Origin of the sequence: Streptomyces sp. NPDC057694, from assembly GCF_042799415.1 — a bacterium.
GTDB lineage: Bacteria > Actinomycetota > Actinomycetes > Streptomycetales > Streptomycetaceae > Streptomyces.
In genome coordinates this window covers 162,740-184,332 of record NZ_JBHVIX010000003.1, presented here as the reverse complement: position 1 = coordinate 184,332, position 21,593 = coordinate 162,740, and the positions used below count along the sequence as shown (strand labels likewise).

Annotated in this window: 22 protein-coding genes; 10 read left to right on the top strand and 12 right to left on the bottom strand. The window is 71.8% G+C overall.

From position 1 onward, the window contains the following. Positions 1-2: 2 nt before the first annotated feature. The 8 genes from ACFVDP_RS10585 to ACFVDP_RS10550 are packed head-to-tail and all read right to left on the bottom strand — an operon-like array spanning position 3 to position 6,868. Entirely contained in the window at positions 3-2,033 is a 2,031-nt protein-coding gene (locus tag ACFVDP_RS10585; protein ID WP_383486518.1) for an NADH-quinone oxidoreductase subunit L, read from the bottom strand. Beyond that, on the bottom strand, positions 2,030-2,431 hold the full coding sequence (gene nuoK, locus ACFVDP_RS10580; protein WP_383486515.1) for an NADH-quinone oxidoreductase subunit NuoK: 402 nt from the start codon (positions 2,429-2,431) through the stop codon (positions 2,030-2,032). The genes ACFVDP_RS10585 and nuoK overlap by 4 nt, the downstream gene beginning before the upstream one ends. Then, positions 2,431-3,069 carry an NADH-quinone oxidoreductase subunit J gene (locus ACFVDP_RS10575; RefSeq protein ID WP_383486512.1) on the bottom strand — a complete coding sequence of 213 codons (639 nt, stop codon included), beginning with the start codon at positions 3,067-3,069 and terminating at the stop codon, positions 2,431-2,433. Before ACFVDP_RS10575 ends, nuoK begins: the two co-directional genes overlap by 1 nt. Then, positions 3,066-3,656 (bottom strand): NuoI/complex I 23 kDa subunit family protein, encoded by a 591-nt coding sequence (locus ACFVDP_RS10570; RefSeq protein ID WP_383486510.1) that lies wholly within the window; start codon positions 3,654-3,656, stop codon positions 3,066-3,068. Before ACFVDP_RS10570 ends, ACFVDP_RS10575 begins: the two co-directional genes overlap by 4 nt. Continuing rightward, a complete protein-coding gene (locus ACFVDP_RS10565) occupies positions 3,656-4,624 on the bottom strand; it encodes an NADH-quinone oxidoreductase subunit H (protein ID WP_383486507.1) in 969 nt (322 codons plus the stop codon). The genes ACFVDP_RS10570 and ACFVDP_RS10565 overlap by 1 nt, the downstream gene beginning before the upstream one ends. After that, a complete protein-coding gene (locus ACFVDP_RS10560; protein ID WP_383486504.1) occupies positions 4,621-5,823 on the bottom strand; it encodes an NADH-quinone oxidoreductase subunit C in 1,203 nt (400 codons plus the stop codon). The genes ACFVDP_RS10565 and ACFVDP_RS10560 overlap by 4 nt, the downstream gene beginning before the upstream one ends. Further along, positions 5,820-6,428, bottom strand: coding sequence for an NADH-quinone oxidoreductase subunit B (locus ACFVDP_RS10555; protein ID WP_383486502.1), 609 nt, complete (start codon positions 6,426-6,428; stop codon positions 5,820-5,822). Before ACFVDP_RS10555 ends, ACFVDP_RS10560 begins: the two co-directional genes overlap by 4 nt. 56 nt (positions 6,429-6,484) lie before the next feature. Next, a complete protein-coding gene (locus ACFVDP_RS10550) occupies positions 6,485-6,868 on the bottom strand; it encodes an NADH-quinone oxidoreductase subunit A (protein WP_383486499.1) in 384 nt (127 codons plus the stop codon). Between the two features lie 195 nt (positions 6,869-7,063). On the opposite strand from ACFVDP_RS10550, the gene ACFVDP_RS10545 reads away from it, so the two are divergent. The 5 genes from ACFVDP_RS10545 to ACFVDP_RS10525 all read left to right on the top strand — a co-directional run bounded on the left by ACFVDP_RS10545 (position 7,064) and on the right by ACFVDP_RS10525 (position 13,922). Beyond that, positions 7,064-8,335, top strand: a complete 1,272-nt coding sequence (locus ACFVDP_RS10545; RefSeq protein WP_383486496.1) for a sensor histidine kinase — start codon at positions 7,064-7,066, stop codon at positions 8,333-8,335. Between the two features lie 179 nt (positions 8,336-8,514). Further along, positions 8,515-9,900: a sensor histidine kinase gene (locus ACFVDP_RS10540; RefSeq protein ID WP_383486493.1), complete on the top strand. Its 1,386-nt coding sequence runs from the start codon at positions 8,515-8,517 to the stop codon at positions 9,898-9,900. Positions 9,901-10,084: 184 nt separating this feature from the next. Next, positions 10,085-10,744, top strand: coding sequence for a response regulator (locus ACFVDP_RS10535; RefSeq protein WP_383487312.1), 660 nt, complete (start codon positions 10,085-10,087; stop codon positions 10,742-10,744). Positions 10,745-10,909: 165 nt separating this feature from the next. After that, positions 10,910-12,847, top strand: coding sequence for a 2-oxoacid:acceptor oxidoreductase subunit alpha (locus ACFVDP_RS10530; RefSeq protein ID WP_383486490.1), 1,938 nt, complete (start codon positions 10,910-10,912; stop codon positions 12,845-12,847). Then, the gene (locus ACFVDP_RS10525; protein ID WP_383486487.1) at positions 12,840-13,922 is read left to right on the top strand and encodes a 2-oxoacid:ferredoxin oxidoreductase subunit beta; all 1,083 of its coding nucleotides are present in this window, start codon (positions 12,840-12,842) and stop codon (positions 13,920-13,922) included. The genes ACFVDP_RS10530 and ACFVDP_RS10525 overlap by 8 nt, the downstream gene beginning before the upstream one ends. Before the next feature lie 108 nt (positions 13,923-14,030). Here the strand turns inward: ACFVDP_RS10525 and ACFVDP_RS10520 are convergent, their stop codons facing one another. Then, entirely contained in the window at positions 14,031-14,432 is a 402-nt protein-coding gene (locus ACFVDP_RS10520) for a winged helix-turn-helix transcriptional regulator (protein WP_383486485.1), read from the bottom strand. Between the two features lie 98 nt (positions 14,433-14,530). Here ACFVDP_RS10520 and ACFVDP_RS10515 point away from each other — a divergent pair, with 98 nt between their 5' ends. The 3 genes from ACFVDP_RS10515 (at position 14,531) to ACFVDP_RS10505 (ending at position 16,977) form a co-directional block, all read left to right on the top strand. Then, positions 14,531-15,388, top strand: coding sequence for an SDR family oxidoreductase (locus ACFVDP_RS10515; RefSeq protein ID WP_383486482.1), 858 nt, complete (start codon positions 14,531-14,533; stop codon positions 15,386-15,388). A 122-nt stretch (positions 15,389-15,510) separates the two neighbouring features. Further along, positions 15,511-16,491: an EamA family transporter RarD gene (gene rarD, locus ACFVDP_RS10510; protein WP_383486479.1), complete on the top strand. Its 981-nt coding sequence runs from the start codon at positions 15,511-15,513 to the stop codon at positions 16,489-16,491. Positions 16,492-16,527: 36 nt separating this feature from the next. Next, entirely contained in the window at positions 16,528-16,977 is a 450-nt protein-coding gene (locus ACFVDP_RS10505) for a VOC family protein (RefSeq protein ID WP_383486476.1), read from the top strand. A gap of 28 nt (positions 16,978-17,005) precedes the next feature. Here the strand turns inward: ACFVDP_RS10505 and ACFVDP_RS10500 are convergent, their stop codons facing one another. Beyond that, positions 17,006-17,854, bottom strand: coding sequence for an oxidoreductase (locus tag ACFVDP_RS10500; protein WP_383486472.1), 849 nt, complete (start codon positions 17,852-17,854; stop codon positions 17,006-17,008). A 166-nt stretch (positions 17,855-18,020) separates the two neighbouring features. On the opposite strand from ACFVDP_RS10500, the gene ACFVDP_RS10495 reads away from it, so the two are divergent. Beyond that, entirely contained in the window at positions 18,021-18,920 is a 900-nt protein-coding gene (locus ACFVDP_RS10495) for a LysR substrate-binding domain-containing protein (RefSeq protein ID WP_383486469.1), read from the top strand. 116 nt (positions 18,921-19,036) lie between these two features. Continuing rightward, positions 19,037-19,657, top strand: a complete 621-nt coding sequence (locus ACFVDP_RS10490; protein ID WP_383486466.1) for a flavodoxin family protein — start codon at positions 19,037-19,039, stop codon at positions 19,655-19,657. 15 nt (positions 19,658-19,672) lie between these two features. Here the strand turns inward: ACFVDP_RS10490 and ACFVDP_RS10485 are convergent, their stop codons facing one another. Together ACFVDP_RS10485 and ACFVDP_RS10480 are read right to left on the bottom strand one after the other, a co-directional pair. Continuing rightward, positions 19,673-20,569: an ABC transporter permease gene (locus ACFVDP_RS10485; RefSeq protein ID WP_383486463.1), complete on the bottom strand. Its 897-nt coding sequence runs from the start codon at positions 20,567-20,569 to the stop codon at positions 19,673-19,675. Next, positions 20,556-21,515 (bottom strand): ABC transporter ATP-binding protein, encoded by a 960-nt coding sequence (locus ACFVDP_RS10480; RefSeq protein WP_383486460.1) that lies wholly within the window; start codon positions 21,513-21,515, stop codon positions 20,556-20,558. Before ACFVDP_RS10480 ends, ACFVDP_RS10485 begins: the two co-directional genes overlap by 14 nt. Between the last annotated feature and the right edge of the window lie 78 nt (positions 21,516-21,593).

Below are 21,593 nucleotides of genomic sequence, written 5' to 3'. Positions count from 1 at the left end.
GCTCACGCTCCGGCGGTGGCGACGAGGACGACGGCGACCACCAGGACGACGGTGCCTGCGAGCAGTGCGCTGAGGTAGGTCTGCACGTTTCCGGTCTGGGCGCGGCGCACGGCCCGGCCCAGCCACTGGGGCGCCTCGGCCGCTCCGCGTACGTAGGTGTCGACGACCGCGCGGTCCAGGAAGCCGACCAGTGCGGCGGCGGCCCGGACGGGGCGGACGAAGAGCGCCGCGTAGAGCGCGTCCAGGTGGAAGCCGACGGCGGCGTGCCGGTGCAGCGGGCCCAGCACAAGGCGTCCCGGGTCGGCCGGGTCGGGGGCGCTCGCGACATCGCCGTAGGCCGGGGCGTGGGTGGCGATGGCCTCGGCCTCGACGAGTCCGCCGTCGCCCTGCTCGGTGTCGATCGCGACGGCGCCGATCGGGACCGCGGCGCGGGCCGCCATCGCGGTGGTGTGCCGCCAGGCCGCATAGGTGACCAGACCACCGACGAGGGCGAAGCCGGTGCCGAGGACGGAGGTGGTCAGCGTCGGGGCGAGCGAGTGGCCGTCGAACCAGTCGGGCAGCCGCAGGAAGGACAGGCCGAGGGCGAAGGAGGGGATCGCCAGGATCCACAGCACGGCGCTCATCGCGACGGGCTGTTTGCCGTGGTCGGGGGCCTCGGGCCCACGGCCGTTGAAGGCCAGCAGCCACAGGCGGGTCGCGTAGGCGGCGGTGAGCAGGGCCGTGAACAGGCCCGCGACGAGGACGATCCAGCCGGCCGCGGCCGGGATCGCCTGGCCGCCGAGGGCGTCACCGGTGGCGGTGTGCTCGGCGGCGCCGAGGACCGCCTCCTTGGAGAAGAAGCCGCTGAACGGCGGGATCGCGGCGAGCGCGAGCAGCGCCACGGTCATCGTCCAGAAGGCGTCGGGGACACGGGCCCGCAGATTGCCCATGCGGGACATCGCGGCCAGTGAGTTGGTGCCGGCGGCGTGGATGACCACGCCCGCCGCGAGGAACAGCAGCGCCTTGAAGGCGCCGTGCGTGAGGAGGTGGAAGACGGCGGCACCGCGGTCGCCGACGGCGAGGGCGCCGGTCATGTAGCCGAGCTGGCCGATCGTCGAGTACGCGAGGACGCGCTTGATGTCGTCCTGAGCGAGCGCGGCGAGCGCCGAGCCGAGCATGGTGGTGCCGGCCATCACCGCGAGCACGATCAGCGCCGCACGGGAGGCGGCGAAGACCGGGAGGAGGCGGGCGACGAAGTAGACACCGGCGGCGACCATCGTCGCTGCGTGGATGAGCGCGGAGACGGGCGTGGGGCCGGCCATCGCGTCGGGCAGCCAGGTGTGCAGCGGGAACTGCGCGGACTTGCCCGCCACTCCGGCGAGCAGGAGCAGCGCGATGACCGTCGGGTGGTCGAGGCCGCCCTCGCTGGTGACCTTGCCCAGGATCGTCGTGATGCGGAAGGAGCCCGCATCCGTGGCGAGCGCGAACAGGCCGATGAGGAAGGGGACGTCACCGAGCTTCGTGACGAGGAAGGCCTTGAGGGAGGCGGCGCGCGCCTCGGGGGTCTCCCAGTAGTGGCCGACGAGGAAGTAGGAGCAGATGCCCATGACTTCCCAGCCGACCAGCAGCACCATCAGGTCGCCCGAGTAGACGACGAGCAGCATCGCGGAGGTGAACAGGGAGACGATCGCGGCGTAGCTGGGGTAGCGCGGGTCGTCGCGCAGATAGCCCGTCGAGTACAGCTGGACGCAGGTGGCGACCAGGCCGACCAGGACGGCGACGAGGGCGGCGAAGCCGTCGATGTGCAGGGCGAGTTCGATCGGCACGGAGCCGGTCGGGGTGAGTTCGGTGTGCGCGTCGAGGGCCGTGGTGCCGTTGCCGGAACCGCCGCCCTGCTGGATCGCGACGGACGCGGCCAGGATCAGCGCGGCGAGCGTCGGCAGGACGGCCAGCGGGCGGACGAACCCGGGGGCCGTGCGGCCGAGCAGCAGTCCGGCGACGGCTCCGAGGAAGGGCAGGAGGGGGACGAGGACGGCGAGGGTCGTGGTGGTCACGCGGTGGCCTCTGCCTTCTCCTCGGCGCCGGGTTCGTCCGTCGGGGCCCCCGACGGAGCGGCCGGGTCGTGCGGGTCGTCGTCCGGGTCGCGTGGTTCGGCGGCGTCGCGGAGTCTGTCGATGTCCGAGGTGCCGCGGTTTCGGTACACGGCCAGGACGATCGCCAGGCCGATGCCGATCTCGGCGGCGGCGATGGCGATGGTGAACAGGGTCAGGGCCTGGCCTGCGTGCAGGGTGTCGCGCAGCCAGACGTCGAAGGCGACGAGGTTCAGGTTGACGGCGTTGAGCATCAGCTCGACGGACATCAGGACCAGGATCGCGTTGCGGCGGGCCAGTACGCCGTACAGGCCCGTGCAGAAGAGGAGGGAGGCGAGGACGGCGGGATAGGCGAGGTGCATCAGCGGTTGCCCTCCGTCGCTCCGACGTTCGCTCCGCCGTTCGCTCCGACGTTCGCTCCGGTGTGCTTCTTGCGGGACAGGACGATCGCGCCGACCAGTGCCGCGAGCAGCAGGACCGACAGGGCCTCGAAGGGCAGCACCCAGTGCCGGAAGAGGATGGAGCCGGTGACCGCCGTGTTGCCGGGGCCGTCGCCGGCGCCGTGGTCCAGGTCGATCCAGGTCGTGCGGAAGGCGTCGACGACGACCCAGACCAGCGCGGCGGCGGAGGCCGCGGCGACGGTCAGGGCCGCCCAGCGGTTGGGGCTGTCGGCGTCCGGTGAGCGGCCGATGGGCGCCCGGGTCAGCATCAGTCCGAACAGCAGGAGGACGACGACGGAACCGACGTAGATCAGCACCTGCACCCACGCGATGAACTCGGCGGTGAGCAGGAGGTACTCGACGGCGAGACCGCCGAGGGCGACGACCAGCCACAGGGCGGCGTGCACCAGCTGCTTGGTGGTGACGGTGACGATCGCGGCGCCGAAGGTGACCAGGCCGACGAGGAGGAAGGCGATCTCGACACCCGTCGGGGACAGGAAGCCGTGGCTCTCGGCGGCGGTTGCCGTCCAAGCCGATGCCGTCAGTGCGGCGGCGGTCATCCGGCGCTCTCCTCTCCGGGCGCGGCGGGGTTCGCGTCAGCAGCCTCGGCGGCTTCGGCGGCCTGCGCCGCCGCCAGCTTCTCCGCGGCCTTGCGGGCGGCGGCGAGTTCCTTGGGTTCCTCGGCCGCCGGGTCGAGGGCGGGCGGGGCCGGCACCGTCCACATCCACTCGCGGAGCTTGTCGCGCTCGTGGGTGAGTTCGTGGATGTCGGTCTCGGCGTACTCGAACTCCGGGGACCAGAACAGCGCGTCGAAGGGGCACACCTCGATGCAGATGCCGCAGTACATACAGAGGGAGAAGTCGATGGCGAAGCGGTCGAGGACGTTCCGGGAGCGCTCGCGGCCGCCTTCCACGGTGGGCGGCACCGTCTCCTTGTGGGAGTCGATGTAGATGCACCAGTCCGGGCACTCGCGGGCGCACAGCATGCAGACCGTGCAGTTCTCCTCGAACAGGCCGATCACGCCGCGGGTGCGCGGCGGGAGTTCGGGCTGGGTGTCCGGGTACTGCGCGGTGACGGTCTTCTTCGTCATCGTGCGGAGGGTGACGGCGAGGCCCTTGGCCAGGCCCGCACCAGGGATCGGGGGCATCAGTTGATCGCCACCTTCACGATGCCGGTCAGCGCGATCTGCGCGAGGGCGAGCGGGACGAGGAGGGTCCAGGAGAGTTTCTGGAGCTGGTCCTCGCGGAGACGGGGGTAGGAGACGCGCAGCCAGATCACGACGAAGGCCAGGACCGCCGTCTTGAGCAGGGTCCAGACCCAGCCGAGGCCGTCCGCGCCCCACGGGCCGTGCCAGCCGCCCAGGAAGAGGACGGTGGTCAGGCCGCACAGGACGACGATGCCCGCGTACTCGGCGAGCAGGAAGAGAGCGAAGCGCAGGCCCGTGTACTCGGTGTACGCGCCGAAGATGATCTCGGAGTCGGCGACCGGCATGTCGAAGGGCGGCCGTTGGAGTTCGGCGAGGCCCGCCACGAAGAAGACGAGCGCGCCGACGATCTGCCAGGGCAGCCACCACCACTCGAAGGCGTCGAGGATGCCGGGCAGGGAGACCGTTCCGGCGGCCATCGCCACGGAGGCCGCCGCGAGCAGCATCGGCAGTTCGTACGCGAGCAGTTGCGCGGCTGTGCGCAGGCCGCCGAGCAGGGAGAACTTGTTGGCGCTCGCCCAGCCCGCCATCAGCGCGCCGAGCACGCCGACGCCCATCACCGCGAGCACGAAGAAGATGCCCGCGTCGATGACCTGGCCGACGGCGCCGTCGCCCGGTCCGACCGGGATCGCGAGCAGCACGAGGAGGTACGGCAGCAGGGCGACGGCGGGGGCGAGCTGGAAGACGCGGCGGTCGGCGGCGGCCGGGACCACGTCCTCCTTCTGCGCGAACTTGACGCCGTCGGCGACGAGTTGGGCCCAGCCGTGGAAGCCGCCCGCGTACATCGGGCCGAGCCGGCCCTGCATGTGGGCCATGACCTTGTGCTCGGTCTGGCCGACGCCCAGGGGCAGCACCAGGAAGGCGACGAAGACGACGACGAGGCGCAGGGCGACGTCGAGAGCGTCGTTCACTGCGTGCCTCCCTCGGTGGTGCCGGACTCGTCGGGGCTGTCAGGGCTGTCCGGGCTGGTCGGGCTGTCCGGGCTGGTGGGGCTGGTGGTCTCCGGCGCCGGTTCCGGTGACGCGGCCGGTGCGGCCGGTTCCGGCGGTGTGGCCGGTTCCGGTGCGGCCGGTTCCGGCTTCTCGTCGAACGCGGGCTTGGCGTGGTGCCACGGGGCGTCGCTCGTACGGGGTTTCGCCGCCGGCCCGGCCGTTGACTCAGTCGGCTCGGCCGTCGACTCAGGCGTCGGGTCAGCTGCTGACTCAGGTGCCGGCTCGGGGCGCTGGCTCGCCGAGCCCTCCGACACGCTGCGCGCGCGACGGGCGGGGCGTGCGGGACGTTCCCCCGCGGGAGCCTCCGGTGCAGCAGGTGCAGCAGGTGCAGCAGGTGCAGCAGGTGCAGCCGCGCCCGTCTCGGGAGAAGCCTCGGGGCCCGCCTGACTCGCCGACCCTTGGCTCGCCGACCGGGTGCGCCGCGCCGGACGCTCCCCCGCCGCGCGGCCCGCCGCACCAGCACCAGCAGCCGCACCGGCACCGGCCCCCGCCGCACGCCCCGCACCCCGCGCGGGCCGTGCCGGAGCAGGCGGCAACTGGCCCTTCAGCGGACCCCATTCGTTCGGATCGGGCACGCCGGGCGGCAGCATCTGGCGCCGCTTGGGCCCGCCGTGTCCAGCCCCTGCCGCCGGCTCCCCCGGCTCCTTCGCGCCCGGCCACGCCTTCGCGACCCGCGCCGCGAGCACGAAGTCCTTGCGCAGCGGATGCCCTTCGAAGCCGTCGGGCAGCAGCAGCGGGTCGAGGCCCGGATGGTCCGTGAAGTCGACGCCGAACATCTCGTGCGTCTCGCGCTCGTGCCAGGCCGCGCCCTTGTACACGCCGACCGCCGACGCGAGCACCGGCGCCGCGTGGGAGACGGTCGTGCGCAGCAGCAGACGGTGTACGGAACCGGGCGCGACGGCCGCGACGTGCGCGCAGACGCGGAACCCGGCCCCGGGTTCGTCGACCGCGCTCAGCCAGTCGAAGTACGTGCAGCCCAGCCGCGTACGGGCCGTCTCCAGAGCGGTGATCCACTCTCCGGCCGGGACGTCGACGGTCAGCAGGTCGTACGCCTCCTCGGCCGTGGCGTCCGCTCCGAAGAGCTCCTCGACGGGGTCCGGCAGCCAGCCCGCGCTCATCGGCTCTCCCCCGGCTTCGGCGGCTCGACGAGGCCGCTGCTCAGCGCCGCGACGGAGGGACGTCCCGCGGCCGCGTCGGCGGACGCGTACCGCTCGCCCAGCGACTCGCGCGCGATCTTCTCCTGGAGCTTGAGGATGCCCTGGAGCAGCGCCTCGGGCCGGGGCGGGCACCCGGGTACGTAGACATCGACGGGGATGATCTGGTCGACGCCCTTCGTCACCGAGTACGAGTCCCAGTACGGGCCGCCGCAGTTGGAGCAGGCGCCGAAGGAGATGACGTACTTCGGCTCGGGCATCTGCTCGTACAGGCGCTTCACGGCGGGCGCCATCTTGTCGGTCACCGTCCCGGACACCACCATCAGGTCCGCCTGGCGCGGACCGGGGGCGAACGGGATGACGCCGAGCCGGATGAAGTCGTGGCGGGCCATCGACGCGGCGATGAACTCGATGGCGCAGCAGGCGAGTCCGAAGTTGAAGACCCACAGCGAATAGCGGCGGCCCCAGTTGAGGACCACCTTCATCGGCTCGGGCGCGAGGCGCGAGAGCACGCCCAGCTTCTTCGGTTCGGGCAGGTACACCGGCTCCGAGGGGGTCACATCACTCACGTCCACGTCATTCGTGCCCACGTCACTCACGCCTACGTCATTCACGCCCACGTCACTCACGCCCACGTAAGGACGCCCTTCTTGTATGCGTACAGCAGGCCCACGGCGAGGAAGCCGAGGAAGATGAACATCTCGACCAGGGTGGCCGCGCCGTAGCCCGGCGCGGCGAAGACCGTGGCCCAGGGGAAGAGGAAGATCGAGTCGACCGCGAAGACCACGTAGAGGAACGCGTACACGTAATAGCGGACCTGGGTGTGGGCCCAGCCCTCGCCGACGGGGTCGACACCGCACTCGTACGTGAGGAGTTTCTCCGGGGTGGGCACCACCGGGCGCAGCAGGCGGCCGGCGCCGAAGGCCACGGCGACGAAGAGCACGCCGACGACGGCGAGCAGTCCGACCACCGAGTACGAGCGGAAGTAGTCCGCCGCGATGACGGTCACGTCTCAGCGCCCCTCGCGTCTTCGTTGTTGGTTCGTGTTCGACGATCTGTACGGACACGGAGTCTAGGGCCTGTTAAAGGAACGGTAAGCAGCCCGGGGCCGTGCGGGTGCCCGGCGAGGTGGGGTTATCCCCCGTTCCTCCCGGGCGGTCCGCCTCATGGCGCGGGCCGTCGCGCGCAGGGCACTCTTTCGGTTATGACCGACCCACTCCACGTCCCCGGCGTCACGGACGACGACACCGGCACCGGCACCGGCACCACGGACGAGCGACTCGATCCGGACATCACGCCGGACGTCACGGACGACCGGCCCGTGCTGCCGCCGGCGCGTTTCGCCTTCGACCGGCACACCTGGAAGGAGATCGCCTATCTCCTGAGCAGTTTCCCGCTGGCGATCCTCGGCTTCGTGTACGCCGTGACGATGCTGGCGCTCGGCGCCGGCCTGACGGTGACCGTGATCGGGCTGCCGCTGATCGCGGGCGGTCTGCGCGGCGCGCGGCTGCTGGCCCGGGCGGAGCGCGGCCGGGCCCGGGCGCTGCTCGGGGTGCGGATCGACGAGCCGAGCCCGCTGCCGGTGCGGAACGCCGGAGGGTTCTTCCCCTGGCTGTGGAACGGTCTGAAGGACCCGGTGGGCTGGCGGGCCGTGCTGTACGAGGTGATCCGGCTGCCGTGGAGCGTGCTGACGTTCGCGCTGATGCTGCCGTCGCTGCTGGTGCTGTGGCCGGTGCTGCCGTTCATCGCGCGCGGTCTGGCCAACGCGGACCGGGCCATGATCCGCGCGCTCCTTTCGCCCTCGGACGAGCTGGAGCGGCGGATCGCCGAGCTGGAGTCGGACCGGGGCGTCGTCGTCGACACGGCCGCCGCCGACCTGCGCCGCATCGAGCGCGATCTGCACGACGGCGCGCAGGCCCGCCTGGTGAACCTGGCGATGGGGCTGGGCCTGGCGAAGGAGAAGCTGCTGGAGGGGCAGGCCGACGAGACGGTGGCCGCCATGGTCGACGAGGCGCACGGCGAGGTGAAGCTCGCCCTTCAGGAACTGCGCGACCTGGCCCGCGGCATCCACCCGGCCGTCCTCACCGACCGCGGCCTGAGCGCGGCCCTGTCCTCCGTGGCCGCCCGCTGCACCGTCCCGGTGAAGGTGACGGCCGAGCTGCCGGCCCGGCCCGCCGAGGCGATCGAGGGCATCGCCTACTTCACCGTCTCCGAGCTGCTCCAGAACATCAGCAAGCACAGCCGGGCCACACAGGCCAGCGTCGACGTGTGGCGCAGCGGCGACCGGCTGCTGATCCAGGTGCAGGACGACGGGCTCGGCGGCGCGAGCCTCGACAAGGGCACCGGCATGTCCGGGCTCGCGGAGCGGCTCGGCGCGGTGGACGGCCTGTTCGTCGTGGACTCACCGGAGGGCGCCGGTACGACGGTGACGGCGGAGCTGCCCTGGCGCGACCGGACCGGCCCGGGCCAGAGCTAGCCCCAGGGACAGAGCCGGGGCCTGTCTTCGGACTCCCCTCCGCCTCCCCTCCGCGCCGGGGGTAGGGAAAACCCCCGGCCGAAGACGCCGACCCGCCGCATGGCCCGGACCGCCGTCGCCGAGGACCCTGGAATCAGAACGGCACACCAGTTCTCTCAGCAGAAACGGACGGCACCCCGATGGCCTCGCAGCAGTACGGATACGGCGACGAGTACGCGTACTCGTACTCCTACGACGATCACGGCCCGCAGCACGGCCAGGGCACCCCGCGTCGCGGCCTGAACCGGCTCCCGGCCTGGCTGCGCGCGCCGATCGAGGGCCGGACCTGGCGGGAGTTCTGCTACCAGCTGCTGTCCCTGCCGATCAGCATCGTCTTCTTCGTCTGGTCGGTGACGATGGTGTCGCTCGGCGCGGGCCTGCTGATCACCTTCATCGGGGTGCCGGTCCTCGCGGCCGCACTCGCCGGGGCCCGCGGCTTCGGCGCCCTGGAGCGGTCCCGGGCGCGCGGCCTGCTCGGCCTGGACGTCGGCACGCCGGAGCCGGTGCGCCCGCGCCGGGGCGGCGGCCCGCTGGCCTGGATGGGCGCGACGCTCAAGAGCGGTGTCTCGTGGCGGCACCTGCTGTACGGGGTGCTGCACTTCCCGTGGGCGACCTTCGCGTTCTCGGTGTCGCTGGCCTTGTGGACGACGGGCTGGGCGCTGTTCACGTACCCGCTGTGGCAGTGGGTCTTCCCGATGTACGCCGGTCAGGCCGGTCTGCAGCTCTACGGCGACGACGCCCACTCCGTGTATCTGAACAACCCCTTCGAGATCACGCTCACCTCGCTGGTCGGCCTGCTCCTCGTCCTCGCGACGCCGTGGATCATCCGGGGCCTGACGACGGTGGACCGGCTGATGGTCGGCGGTCTGCTCGGCCCGTCGCGGCTGGCCTCGCGCGTGGTGGAGCTGGAGTCGGACCGGGGCGTCGTCGTCGACACGGCCGCCGCCGACCTGCGCCGCATCGAGCGCGATCTGCACGACGGCGCGCAGGCCCGCCTGGTGAACCTGGCCATGGACCTCGGCCTGGCGAAGGAGAAGCTCACCGAGGACCCCGAGGCCGCCGCGCGCATGGTCGACGAGGCGCACGGCGAGGTGAAGACCGCGCTCCAGGAGCTGCGCGACCTGGCCCGCGGCATCCACCCGGCCGTCCTCACCGATCGCGGCCTGGACGCGGCCCTGTCCGCCGTCACCTCGCGCTGCACCGTGCCGGTGACGGTGGACGCGGACCTGGCGGAGCGCCCGGCGCCCGCCATCGAGGGCATCGCCTACTTCACCGTCTCCGAACTGCTGCAGAACGTGAGCAAGCACAGCCGGGCGACGCGGGCCACGGTCGACGTGTGGCGCAGCGGCGACCGGCTGATGCTCCAGGTGCAGGACAACGGGGTGGGCGGCGCGGCGGCCGACGGCGGTTCGGGGCTCGCGGGCCTGGCCGAGCGGCTCGACGCGGTCGACGGGATCCTCCTGATCGACTCGCCCGCCGCCGGACCGACCCGGGTGACCGCCGAGCTGCCGTGGCGGCGCGCCTAGGGCGTGTTTCGAAAGTCCTTCCCCCAGCTACCGCTGGGAGGTGCCCCCGGCCCCGGAACAGCCCCGCATATTCGCGCCGCACACCCCCACCCACCCGCGGTTCCTGCGATGCTGGTCCTGTTCATGACTGCACCAATGACAGGTGCACGGGGGCGCTGGGGGGCCGAAAGACGTGGAGGACAGGGTGCGGGTGGTCATCGCCGAGGATTCAGTGCTGCTCAGGGAGGGGCTGACCCGGCTGCTGACCGACCGCGGACTAGAGGTCGTCGCCGGGGTCGGTGACGGAGAGGCGCTGGTCAAGACCATCATCGAGCTCGGCGAGCAGGAGCAGCTGCCGGACGTGGTCGTGGCGGACGTGCGGATGCCGCCCACGCACACCGACGAAGGGGTGCGCGCGGCGGTCCGGCTGCGTGCCAGGTTCCCCGAGCTCGGGGTCCTGGTCCTGTCGCAGTACGTGGAGGAGCAGTACGCCACCGAGCTGCTGGCCGGGTCGAGCCGCGGGGTGGGCTATCTGCTCAAGGACCGGGTCGCGGAGGTCCGGGAGTTCGTGGACGCGGTCGTGCGGGTCGCCGAGGGCGGCACCGCGCTGGACCCGGAGGTCGTCGCCCAGCTGCTCGGCCGCAGCCGCAAGCAGGACGTCCTCGCCAACCTCACCCCGCGCGAGCGCGAGGTCCTCGGCCTGATGGCGGAGGGCCGGACGAACTCGGCGGTCGCCCGTCAGCTCGTGGTGAGCGACGGCGCGGTCGAGAAGCACGTGAGCAACATCTTCCTGAAGCTGGGCCTGTCGCAGAGTGACGGGGATCACCGCCGGGTTCTGGCGGTCCTCACCTATCTGAAGTCTTGATCACCTGACACTCTGTCAGATACAGGCTCCAGCGGCGGTGGCCCATTTCTCGATCCAGGATGCGTTTGCTCAGAAGAAGGTGACCCTTACAGACGTAGGGTGGGCCTGGGGAAGGCCGGTGGGACGGGCCTGCCCGCACAGCCGCCTCGAGGGAGGTCCAGTTCAGTGACGAGCCAGGTCAGTAGCGCAACCGAGCAGGCCGACAGTGCTGTGGTCGGGGAACAGCGCACACCGACGAGTGAATCCAGCAAGGACGTACGGCGTCTGGACCGGGTGATCATCCGGTTCGCGGGCGACTCGGGTGACGGTATGCAGCTCACGGGCGACCGGTTCACCTCGGAGACCGCTTCGTTCGGCAACGACCTGTCCACTCTGCCGAACTTCCCGGCGGAGATCCGGGCTCCGGCCGGCACGCTGCCGGGTGTCTCCTCCTTCCAGCTGCACTTCGCCGACCACGACATCCTGACGCCGGGTGACGCGCCGAACGTGCTGGTGGCGATGAACCCGGCGGCGCTGAGGGCGAACATCGGCGATGTGCCGCGCGGCGCCGAAGTCATCGTCAACACGGACGAGTTCACCAAACGGGCGATGTCGAAGGTCGGTTACGCGGCCAGTCCGCTGGAGGACGGCTCGCTCGACGGTTTTCACGTCCATCCGGTGCCGCTGACCACGCTCACGGTGGAGGCGCTCAAGGAGTTCGACCTCTCCCGCAAGGAGGCCGAGCGGTCCAAGAACATGTTCGCGCTGGGCCTGCTGTCGTGGATGTACCACCGGCCGACCGAGGGCACGGAGAAGTTCCTCAGGGCGAAGTTCGCCAAGAAGCCCGAGATCAGGGACGCCAACCTGGCGGCGTTCCACGCGGGCTGGAACTTCGGCGAGACGACCGAGGACTTCGCGGTCTCCTACGAGATCGCCCCGGCCACGACCGCTTTCCCGGTCGGCACCTACCGCAACATCTCGGGGAACCTGGCGCTGTCCTACGGCCTGATCGCCGCCTCGCGGCAGGCGGACCTGCCGCTGTATCTGGGCTCGTACCCGATCACTCCGGCCTCGGACATCCTGCACGAGCTGTCCAAGCACAAGAACTTCGGGGTGCGCACCTTCCAGGCGGAGGACGAGATCGCCGGGATCGGCGCCGCGCTGGGCGCGGCGTTCGGCGGCAGCCTCGCGGTGACGACCACCTCCGGCCCCGGGGTGGCCCTCAAGAGCGAGACGATCGGTCTGGCGGTCTCCCTGGAACTGCCTTTGCTGGTGGTGGACATCCAGCGCGGCGGCCCGTCCACGGGGCTGCCCACCAAGACCGAGCAGGCCGACCTGCTCCAGGCGATGTACGGGCGCAACGGCGAGGCGCCGGTCCCGGTCGTCGCCCCGCGCACCCCGGCCGACTGCTTCGACGCGGCGATCGAGGCGGCCCGGATCGCGGTCACCTACCGCACCCCGGTACTGCTGCTCTCCGACGGTTACCTGGCCAACGGCTCGGAGCCGTGGCGGATCCCCGAGGTCGACGAACTCCCGGATCTGCGGGTGCAGTTCGCGTCCGGCCCGAACCACACGCTGGAAGACGGCACCGAGGTCTTCTGGCCCTACAAGCGTGATCCGCAGACGCTGGCCCGCCCGTGGGCGATCCCCGGCACGCCGGGCCTGGAGCACCGGATCGGCGGCATCGAGAAGCAGGACGGCACGGGCAACATCTCCTACGACCCGGCCAACCACGACCTCATGGTCCGCACCCGGCAGGCCAAGATCGACGGCATCGACGTCGACGACATCGAGGTCGACGACCCCACCGGCGAGGCCGACACCCTGGTCCTGGGCTGGGGTTCGACCTACGGGCCGATCACCGCGGCGGTCCGCCGGCTGCGCACCGCCGGCGAGAAGATCGCCCAGGCCCATCTGCGCCACCTCAACCCGTTCCCGCGGAATCTGGGCGAGGTCCTAAAGCGTTACGACAAGGTGGTGATCCCCGAGATGAACCTCGGCCAGCTCGCCACCCTGGTCCGGGCCAAGTACCTGGTGGACGCCCGCAGTTACAACCAGGTCAACGGAATGCCGTTCAAGGCTGAGCAGCTCGCCACGGCTCTCAAGGAGGCCATCGATGGCTGACACGACGTCGGAAGGGACCGGGACCGCCGAGACGCTTCTCTCGCTGGTGCCCAAGGCCGAGGCCAAGCAGTCCATGAAGGACTTCAAGTCCGACCAGGAAGTGCGCTGGTGCCCCGGCTGCGGCGACTACGCGATCCTCGCCGCCGTCCAGGGCTTCATGCCCGAACTCGGCCTGGCCAAGGAGAACGTCGTCTTCGTCTCAGGCATCGGCTGCTCCTCCCGCTTCCCGTACTACATGAACACCTACGGGATGCACTCCATCCACGGCCGCGCCCCCGCCATCGCCACCGGACTCGCCTCCTCCCGCCGCGACCTGTCCGTCTGGGTCGTCACCGGCGACGGCGACGCCCTCTCCATCGGCGGCAACCACCTCATCCACGCACTGCGCCGCAACGTGAACCTGAAGATCCTGCTCTTCAACAACCGGATCTACGGCCTCACCAAGGGCCAGTACTCGCCCACCTCCGAGGTCGGCAAGATCACCAAGTCGACGCCGATGGGCTCCCTGGACGCGCCCTTCAACCCGGTCTCCCTCGCCATCGGCGCGGAGGCGTCCTTCGTGGCCCGCACCGTCGACTCCGACCGCAAGCACCTCACCTCGGTGCTGCGCGCGGCCGCCGACCACCAGGGCACGGCACTGGTGGAGATCTACCAGAACTGCAACATCTTCAACGACGGCGCCTTCGAGGTCCTCAAGGACAAGCAGCAGGCCGAGGAGGCGGTCATCCGCCTGGAGCACGGCCAGCCGATCACCTTCGGCGCGGACCGCTCCAAGGGCGTCGTGCGCGATCCGCTCACCGGCGACCTCAAGGTCGTCCCGGTCACGGACGACAACCGCGCCGACATCCTCGTCCACGACGCCCACGCGACGTCCCCGACCACGGCCTTCGCACTGTCCCGGCTGGCCGACCCCGACACCCTGCACCACACCCCCATCGGCGTCCTGCGCAGTGTCGAACGGCCCGTCTACGACACCCAGATGGCCGACCAGCTGGACGCCGCCGTCGAGCGCGACGGCAAGGGCGACCTCGGCGCGCTGCTCGCCGGCGGAGACACCTGGACCGTGGTCGGCTGACCCGCACGCCGCACGAAAGCCGACCGCACGCCGTACGAAAAAGGGGCCGGCCCCACCATCTCGGTGGGGCCGGCCCCTTTTCGTACGCCGTTCACATCCCAGAGCCGTTCATCCCCCGGCGCGCCGGGCCTCGTCGTACCTCTCCCGTGCCTCACCCACCGCGTCCATGCGCCGCTCGGTCCACTCCGCGAGCGCCCGCACCTGCTCGGCGGCCTCCCGGCCCAGTGCGGTGAGGGAGTAGTCGACGCGCGGCGGGATCACGGGCTTGGCGTCGCGGTGGACGATGCCGTCGCGCTCCAGGGTCTGGAGGGTCTGGGTGAGCATCTTCTCGCTGACGCCGCCGATCTCCCGGCGCAGCTCGCTGAAGCGGAACGAGCGCTCCGACAGGGCGAGCAGCACCAGGACGCCCCAGCGGCTCGTGACGTGCTCCAGGACGAGGCGCTGGGGGCACATGCCCTCACCGGTCGACGTCGTCCACTCCCGCACCTTGCTCACTGTGCTTACTCCCATGCCAGTACCTTACTTCAAAGTGGGTACTTTCTAATCCACAGTGCAGGCCTTACGGTGAGAGAGAACGTGCAACAAGCCGCATCAAGGAGTTTTCGGACATGAGTCTCGTCGTCACCGGTGCCACCGGCCACCTCGGCCGCCTCGTCGTCGAAGGGCTGCTCGCCGCGGGGGTGCCCGCCGGGGACATCGCCGCGGTCGTCCGCAGCCAGGAGAAGGGCGCCTCTCTCGCCGCCCGCGGCGTCGAGCTGCGGATCGCCGACTACAGCGCCCCCGCGACCCTGAAGGACGCCTTCCGGGCCGGCGACCGCGTGCTGTTCGTCTCCGGCAGCGAGGTCGGGCAGCGGGCGGCCCAGCACCAGGCCGTGATCGACGCCGCGAAGGAGGCCGGGGTGGCGCTGCTCGCGTACACCGGTGTCCTGGGCGGCCCCGACGCCGACTTCACGCTGGCCGACGAGCACAAGGTCACCGAGCAGGCGATCCTCGAATCGGGGCTCCCGTACACGTTCCTGCGCAACGGCTGGTACCACGAGAACTACACGCAGAACCTGGCCCCGGTCCTCGAGCACGGCGCCGTCCTGGCGAGCGCGGGCGAGGGCCGGGTCGCCTCGGCCTCGCGCGCCGACTACGCCGCGGCCGCCGTCGCCGTGCTGACCGGCGAGGGCCACGAGAACCAGGCGTACGAGCTGAGCGGCGACACCGCCTGGTCGCTCGCCGAGTACGCGGCCGAGGTGGCCCGGCAGTCCGGCAAGGACGTCGTCTACCGCGACGTGACGCCGGAGCAGAACCGCGAGGTGCTGGTCGGCGCGGGCCTCCCGGCCCCGTTCGCCGACATCCTCGTGGACGTCGACGCCGCCATCGCCAAGGGCCTGCTCGCCCGCGGCGACGGCTCCCTCGCCCGGCTCATCGGCCGCCCGACCACGCCGGTCGCGGACGCCATCGCCGAGGCGCTGAAGTAGCCCTTTCCGGACCCTCCCGGACCGTCAGGACCGTATCGCGATACGGGAATGACACGCGTCGCCCCGCGGCGCTACCTTCAAGGTGGCCGCCGCGGGGCTGCCGTGCGTCTGGAGGAGGGGCTTTGGCCGAGGGCGAGAACGACAAGCAGAGTCGGGCCGGGGTCGCCAACGGCGCCGCGGCCTATGTGATGTGGGGGCTCGTCCCCCTGTTCTGGCCGCTGCTCAAGCCCGCCGGCGCCGGGGAGATCCTGGCCCACCGGATGGTGTGGTCACTGGTCGTCGTGGGCGCCGCGCTGCTCTTCGTCCGCAAGTGGGGATGGCTGCGGGAGCTGATACGCCAGCCGCGGCGGCTCGCGCTGGTGGCCGTCGCCGCCGCCGTCATCACCGTGAACTGGGGCCTGTACATCTGGTCGGTGAACGCGGGACACGTGGTCGAGGCGTCCCTGGGCTACTTCATCAATCCGCTCGTCTCCATCGCGCTCGGCGTGCTGCTGCTCGGGGAGCGGCTGCGGCCCGCGCAGTGGGCGGCCGTGGCGACCGGCCTGGTCGCGGTGCTGGTGCTCGCCGTCGGGTACGGGCAGCCGCCGTGGATCTCGCTGGCGCTGGCCTTCTCGTTCGGCACGTACGGGCTGGTGAAGAAGAAGGTCAATCTGGGCGGCGTCGAGTCGCTGGCCGCCGAGACCGCCGTGCAGTTCCTGCCCGCGCTCGTCTATCTGGTGTGGCTCGGCACCCAGGGGCAGCTGACGTTCGCGCAGGAGGGCTTCGGGCACGCGGCGCTGCTGGCCTCGACCGGCATCGTCACGGCGATCCCGCTGGTGTGCTTCGGCGCGGCCGCGATCCGGGTGCCGCTCTCCACGCTCGGGCTGCTCCAGTATCTGGCGCCGGTGTTCCAGTTCGTCCTCGGCATCCTGTACTTCCACGAGGCCATGCCGGCCGAGCGGTGGGCCGGATTCGGGCTCGTGTGGGCGGCGTTGGCGGTGCTGACGTGGGACGCGCTGCGCGCCGCGCGGGCCGGCCGGGTGCGCCTGGCACGAGCGGCGGCGGCCGCGGCGGCCGCGCCCGATCCGGCCGGGACCGAAGTCCAGCGGGAGACCGCGCGCTGAGCGGGCGTTGTCGGTGCCCGGCTCTATAACTGACGTATGACTCTGCACTGGAAACTCGTCGTGGACGCGGCCGACCCGCACGCCCAGGCCGTCTTCTGGGCGGCCGCGCTCGGCTATGAGGTGGAGGACAACGACGCGCTGATCGGCCGGCTGCTCGGCTTCGGCGCGCTGCCCGAGGAGGAGACCGTCGCGTTCCAGGGGCGCCGCGCCTTCCGGGACCTGATCGCCGTACGGCACCCGGACGACCCGGTCGACGCGGAGACCGGGTCCGGGCTCGGCCGGCGGGTGCTGTTCCAGAGAGTGCCGGAGGCCAAGACGGTCAAGAACCGGCTGCACCTCGACCTCCACCCAGACCAGGGGCGGCGCGACGCCGAGGCCGAGCGGATCGCCGGCCTCGGCGCGCACGTGGTGAAGCGGGTGAAGGAGCAGGGCGGCGAGTGGATCGTGATGGCGGACCCGGAGGGCAACGAGTTCTGCGTGTGCTGACCCGCCGTCCCCGGCCCGGTCACCGCCGTCAGCTGTCGAAGTCCGTGCCCCGGGACGTCTTCTCCCACGCGGCGAGGTCGGCGCGCTGCGCGTCGAGGTGCGCGAGGACGGCGTCCACCGCGTCCCCGCCGAGCGGCAGCCGCAGCGGTGTCGTCTCCGCGTCGAGGGCGAGCCGGATCGCGGCGGCGGCCCTGGCGGGGTCGCCGGGCTGGAGGCCGTCGGAGGTCTCCACCATCCGCCGGGTGGCCCCGGCCGTCTCCGTGTACGCGGGCATCGACTCGGAGAAGTAGGCGGCGCCCTTGCCGAAGAGGTTGGTGCGGAAGGCGCCGGGCTCCACGACGAGGACCTTGATCCCGTACGGCGCGACCTCGGCGACCAGACCTTCGGAGAGCTGCTCCAGGGCCGCCTTCGTCGCGCTGTACGCGGAGAAACCGGCGAAGGAGAGCTGGCCGCCGACGCTGCTCATGTTCACGACGGCGCCGCTGCCCCGCTCCCGCATCTGCGGCAGCAGCGCCCGGGTCAGCCGGGCCGGGCCGAAGACGTGCAGGTCGAACAGGTCCCGCAGTTCGGCGTCGGTGGTCTCCTCGAAGGCGCCGACCTGGGTGCGGCCCGCGTTGTTGACGAGGACGTCGACCCGGCCGTAGCGGGCCAGGACCTCGGCGGTCACCGCGTCGACCCGCTCGCCGTCGGTGACGTCGAGGGAGATCGCCTCCACCCGGTCGGGATGGGCGGCGACGAGGTCGGCCAGGGCCTCGGCGCGGCGGGCCGTGCCGATCACCGTGTCGCCCGCGGCGACGGCGGCCTCGGCGACCGCCCGACCGAAGCCGCTGGTCGCACCGGTCACGAGCCACACCTTGGCGTTGTTGTCGCTGGTCATCTCGGTTCCCCTCCATAAGTCCGAAAGTCCGTAGGTCCGTAAGTCCGTAAGCCCGGAAGTCCGGCACTTCTGCTCAACTGCCTTGCGGGGCTTCCCCCTTGGCACACCCCCATCCTTCTTCCGCGGACCCGCCCGCGTCCAAGACCTGCCGTGATAGCCATGGGTTATGGACGTCCATGGGCGCGATCTGCGCTACTTCACCGCGGTCGCCGACGAGTTGAACTTCACGCGGGCCGCCGAGCGGCTGTACGTCTCCCAGCCCGCCCTGAGCAAGCAGATACGGGCCCTTGAGCGGCAGCTCGGCGCCGAGCTGTTCGTGCGCGACCGGCGCACCGTGCGGCTGACGGGGGTGGGCGAGGCCCTGCTGCCGCACGCCCGCGCGCTGCTCGCCGCGTGGGAGAGCGCCGAGGACGATGTGCGCCGCGCCCGGACCGCGGAGCGCAACGCCCTGGTCGTCGGGATGTCGACGAGCCCCGGACGCGGCCTGCTGCCGGCCCTGCGCTCGCGCCTGCTGGCCCGCCATCCCGACGCGCGGCCCACGCTCCACCAGGTCGGCTGGGCCGATCCGAGCGCCGGTCTCGCGGACGGCGCGAGCGATGTCGCGTTCGTCTGGCTGCCGCTGCCCGACGGGGAGCGGTACCGGTCGGTGGTGGTCGCCGAGGAGCCCCGGCTCGTGGCGCTGCCGCCGGGCCACCGGCTGGCGGGGCGGGACGCGGTGGACTTCGCCGAGCTGCTCGACGAGCCGTTCCTGGCGCTGCCCGCGGAGGCGGGGGCGCTGCGGGACTACTGGCTGGCCCTGGACGCGCGCGCCGGGCGGGCACCCCGGATCGGCGGTGTGGTGGGCAGCGCCGAGGAGACCCATGAGGCGGTGGCCAATGGGCAGGGGGTGGTGCTCCTGGCCGTCGGCAACGCCCCGCTGATCGTCCGCGACGAGGTGACGGCCGTCCCGGTGCGCGGCATCTCCCCCTCCCGGCTGGCAGTGGCGGCCCGGCGCGACGACGACCGCCCTCTGGTGCGGGCGTACCTGGCCGCCGCCGAAGCCGTCGCGGCGGCCGGACCCTCCTGACCCTCCTGACCCGCCGGGCCGGAAGCGCCCCCTACCGCCGATTGAATGCATCTGCATATACTGCACACGCATCTAGTCGGCGTTCGCGCATCAAGTTCGCGCACCAAGGGGGACCCATGACGACCACGACCGCCACCACGACCACCGGCACCGGCACCGCCCGCAGCTTCCTTTTCGTCCTCGGCAGCAGCCGCCCCGGCGGCAACACCGAGACGCTGGCCCGCAAGGCCGCCGAGCAGCTGCCGCCGGACGTCACCCAGCGCTGGATCGACCTGGCCGAGCATCCGCTCCCCGACTTCGAGGACCTGCGCCACGACAGCGACCACGTCCGCCCCGGGAGCGGCCCCACGGCCCTGCTCCTGGACGCGACGCTGGCGGCCACCGATCTCGTGATCGCCTCACCGCTGTACTGGTACGCGGTCTCCGCCTCCACCAAGCGCTACCTGGACCACTGGTCGGGCTGGCTGCGCACCCCGGGCGTCGACTTCAAGAAGACCCTCGCCGGGCGCACCCTGTGGGGCGTGACCGCGCTCGCGCACGAGGAGGGCGAGGTCGCCGACCCACTGGTGGGCACCCTCAACAACTCGGCCGCGTACCTGGGTATGCGGTTCGGCGGCGTCCTGCTGGGCAACGGCAGCAAGCCCGGCGACGTGCTCAAGGACGAGCGGGCCCTGCGCGAGGCCAAGACGTTCTTCGCACGGGAGGCCCCGCTCGCCGCGTTCCCGTACGAGCGCTAGGGCCTGTCCGGCGGATCAGGCGGTGATGTCCTTCGCCGTGAAGCGCGCCCATGCCGCCGAGCCGAACACGGCCGCGTACAGCGCCTGGATCTCCAGGTTCTTGATCAGGTCGGTCCAGTAGACCGGTTCGCGCATCAGGTCGGCGAAGGACAGCCACTGGTGGGAGAAGAAGTACGGCTGGATCGCGTGCAGCTGCGGGATCTGGTCGAGGATCTGGACCGTGATCAGTAGCCCCACCGTGGTCGCCATCGCCGCGATGCCGCTGCCGGTGAGCGTCGAGACGAACAGGCCGAGCGCGGCGATCCCGAGCAGCGAGGCCGCCACGACCAGGGCGATGAGGAAGGCCCGCCACAGACCGTCCGCGAAGCTGATGTGCGTACCGGAGATGGTGACCAGGTCACCGAGCGGGAAGAGGATCGCGCCGGTGATCAACGCCGAGACCGCCACGGTCAGCGTCGCGACGAGGCAGAACGCCATGGTCGTCGCGTACTTGGTGAGCAGCAGGCGGGTGCGGCCCGCGGGGGCGACCAGCAGATAGCGGAGCGTTCCGGCGTTCGCCTCGCCCGCGATCGCGTCGCCCGCGATCACCCCGACCGACATCGGCAGGAAGAACGGCAGGGTCGCCGCCAGCGAGGTGAAGACCAGGAACAGTCCGTTGTTCGTGATCTGCGCGATGAACGCCGGGCCGCCGCCCTCGCCGCCCCCGCCGATCCCCGAACCGTCGCTCGTCTCGATCCTCACGGCGACGCCGATGAGGATCGGCACCCCGGTCAGGACCGCGAGCAGGGCGAGCGTGCGCCAGCGGCGGAAGGTGGTGGTCAGCTCGGAGCGCAGCAGCCCCAGGGTCCACAGCGCACGGACCGGCGCCGGTGCAGGGGCGGCCGCGGGTGCCGCCGTGTCAGCCCGCGACATCGAAGCCCTCCCCGGTCAGGGCGACGAACGCGTCCTCCAGGGACGCCCGCTCGACGCCGAACCCGCGCACCCGCACGCCCGCCGCCACGAGGGCCGCGGTGAGATCCGCGAGGTCCGTCTCCGGGGGCGGCGGCTCGGCCGTCACCCGGTCGCCCGCCACCGCCAGGACCGTGATGCCGTGCTCCTTCAGTACGCGGCCGGCGTCCGCCGGGTCCGGAGTGGTGACGGTGAGCGTGCCCCGGGCGCCCGCCGCGAGTTCGGCGACCGGGCCCTGGGTGATGAGCCTGCCCTGCGCCATCACGGCCGCGTGGGTGCAGACCTGCTCGATCTCGTCGAGGAGGTGCGAGGAGAGGAAGACGGTGGTGCCGTCCGAGGCCAGCTCCCGCACCAGGGTTCTGATCTCGCGCATGCCCTGCGGGTCCAGGCCGTTCGTCGGCTCGTCCAGGACGAGCAGCCGTCGTGGCTGGAGCAGGGCGGCCGCGAGGCCCAGGCGCTGCTTCATGCCGAGCGAGTACGCCTTCGCCTTCTTGGCCGCGGCGGCGGTCAGCCCCACCCGGTCCAGGGCCTGCGCGACGCGCGTCCTACGGGTGCGCGGGTCGGCGGTGGGGTCCGCCGAGTCGTAGCGCAGCAGATTGTCCCGGCCGGACAGGAACCCGTACAGGGCGGGCCCCTCGATCAGCGCGCCCACATGCGGCAGCACGCTGCGCACCGCGCGCGGCATGGGGCTGCCGAGCACCCGGGCGGTGCCGGCCGTCGGTTCGATGAGGCCCATCAGCATGCGGATGGTGGTGGTCTTGCCCGAGCCGTTCGGCCCGAGGAAGCCGAAGACGGCGCCCTCCGGGACGGTCAGGCTGAGCCGGTCGACGGCCAACTGGCCACCGCGGTACCGCTTGGTGAGCTCCCGGGTCTCGATCACCGAGACGGCCGGGCCGGCCGACGCCGCCATACCCCTCCTCGCATGCCGGACGGTGAGGGGGCGGTGCGCACCGCCCCCTCACCGTCGCTGTCCTTCGTCGGCCCCGGG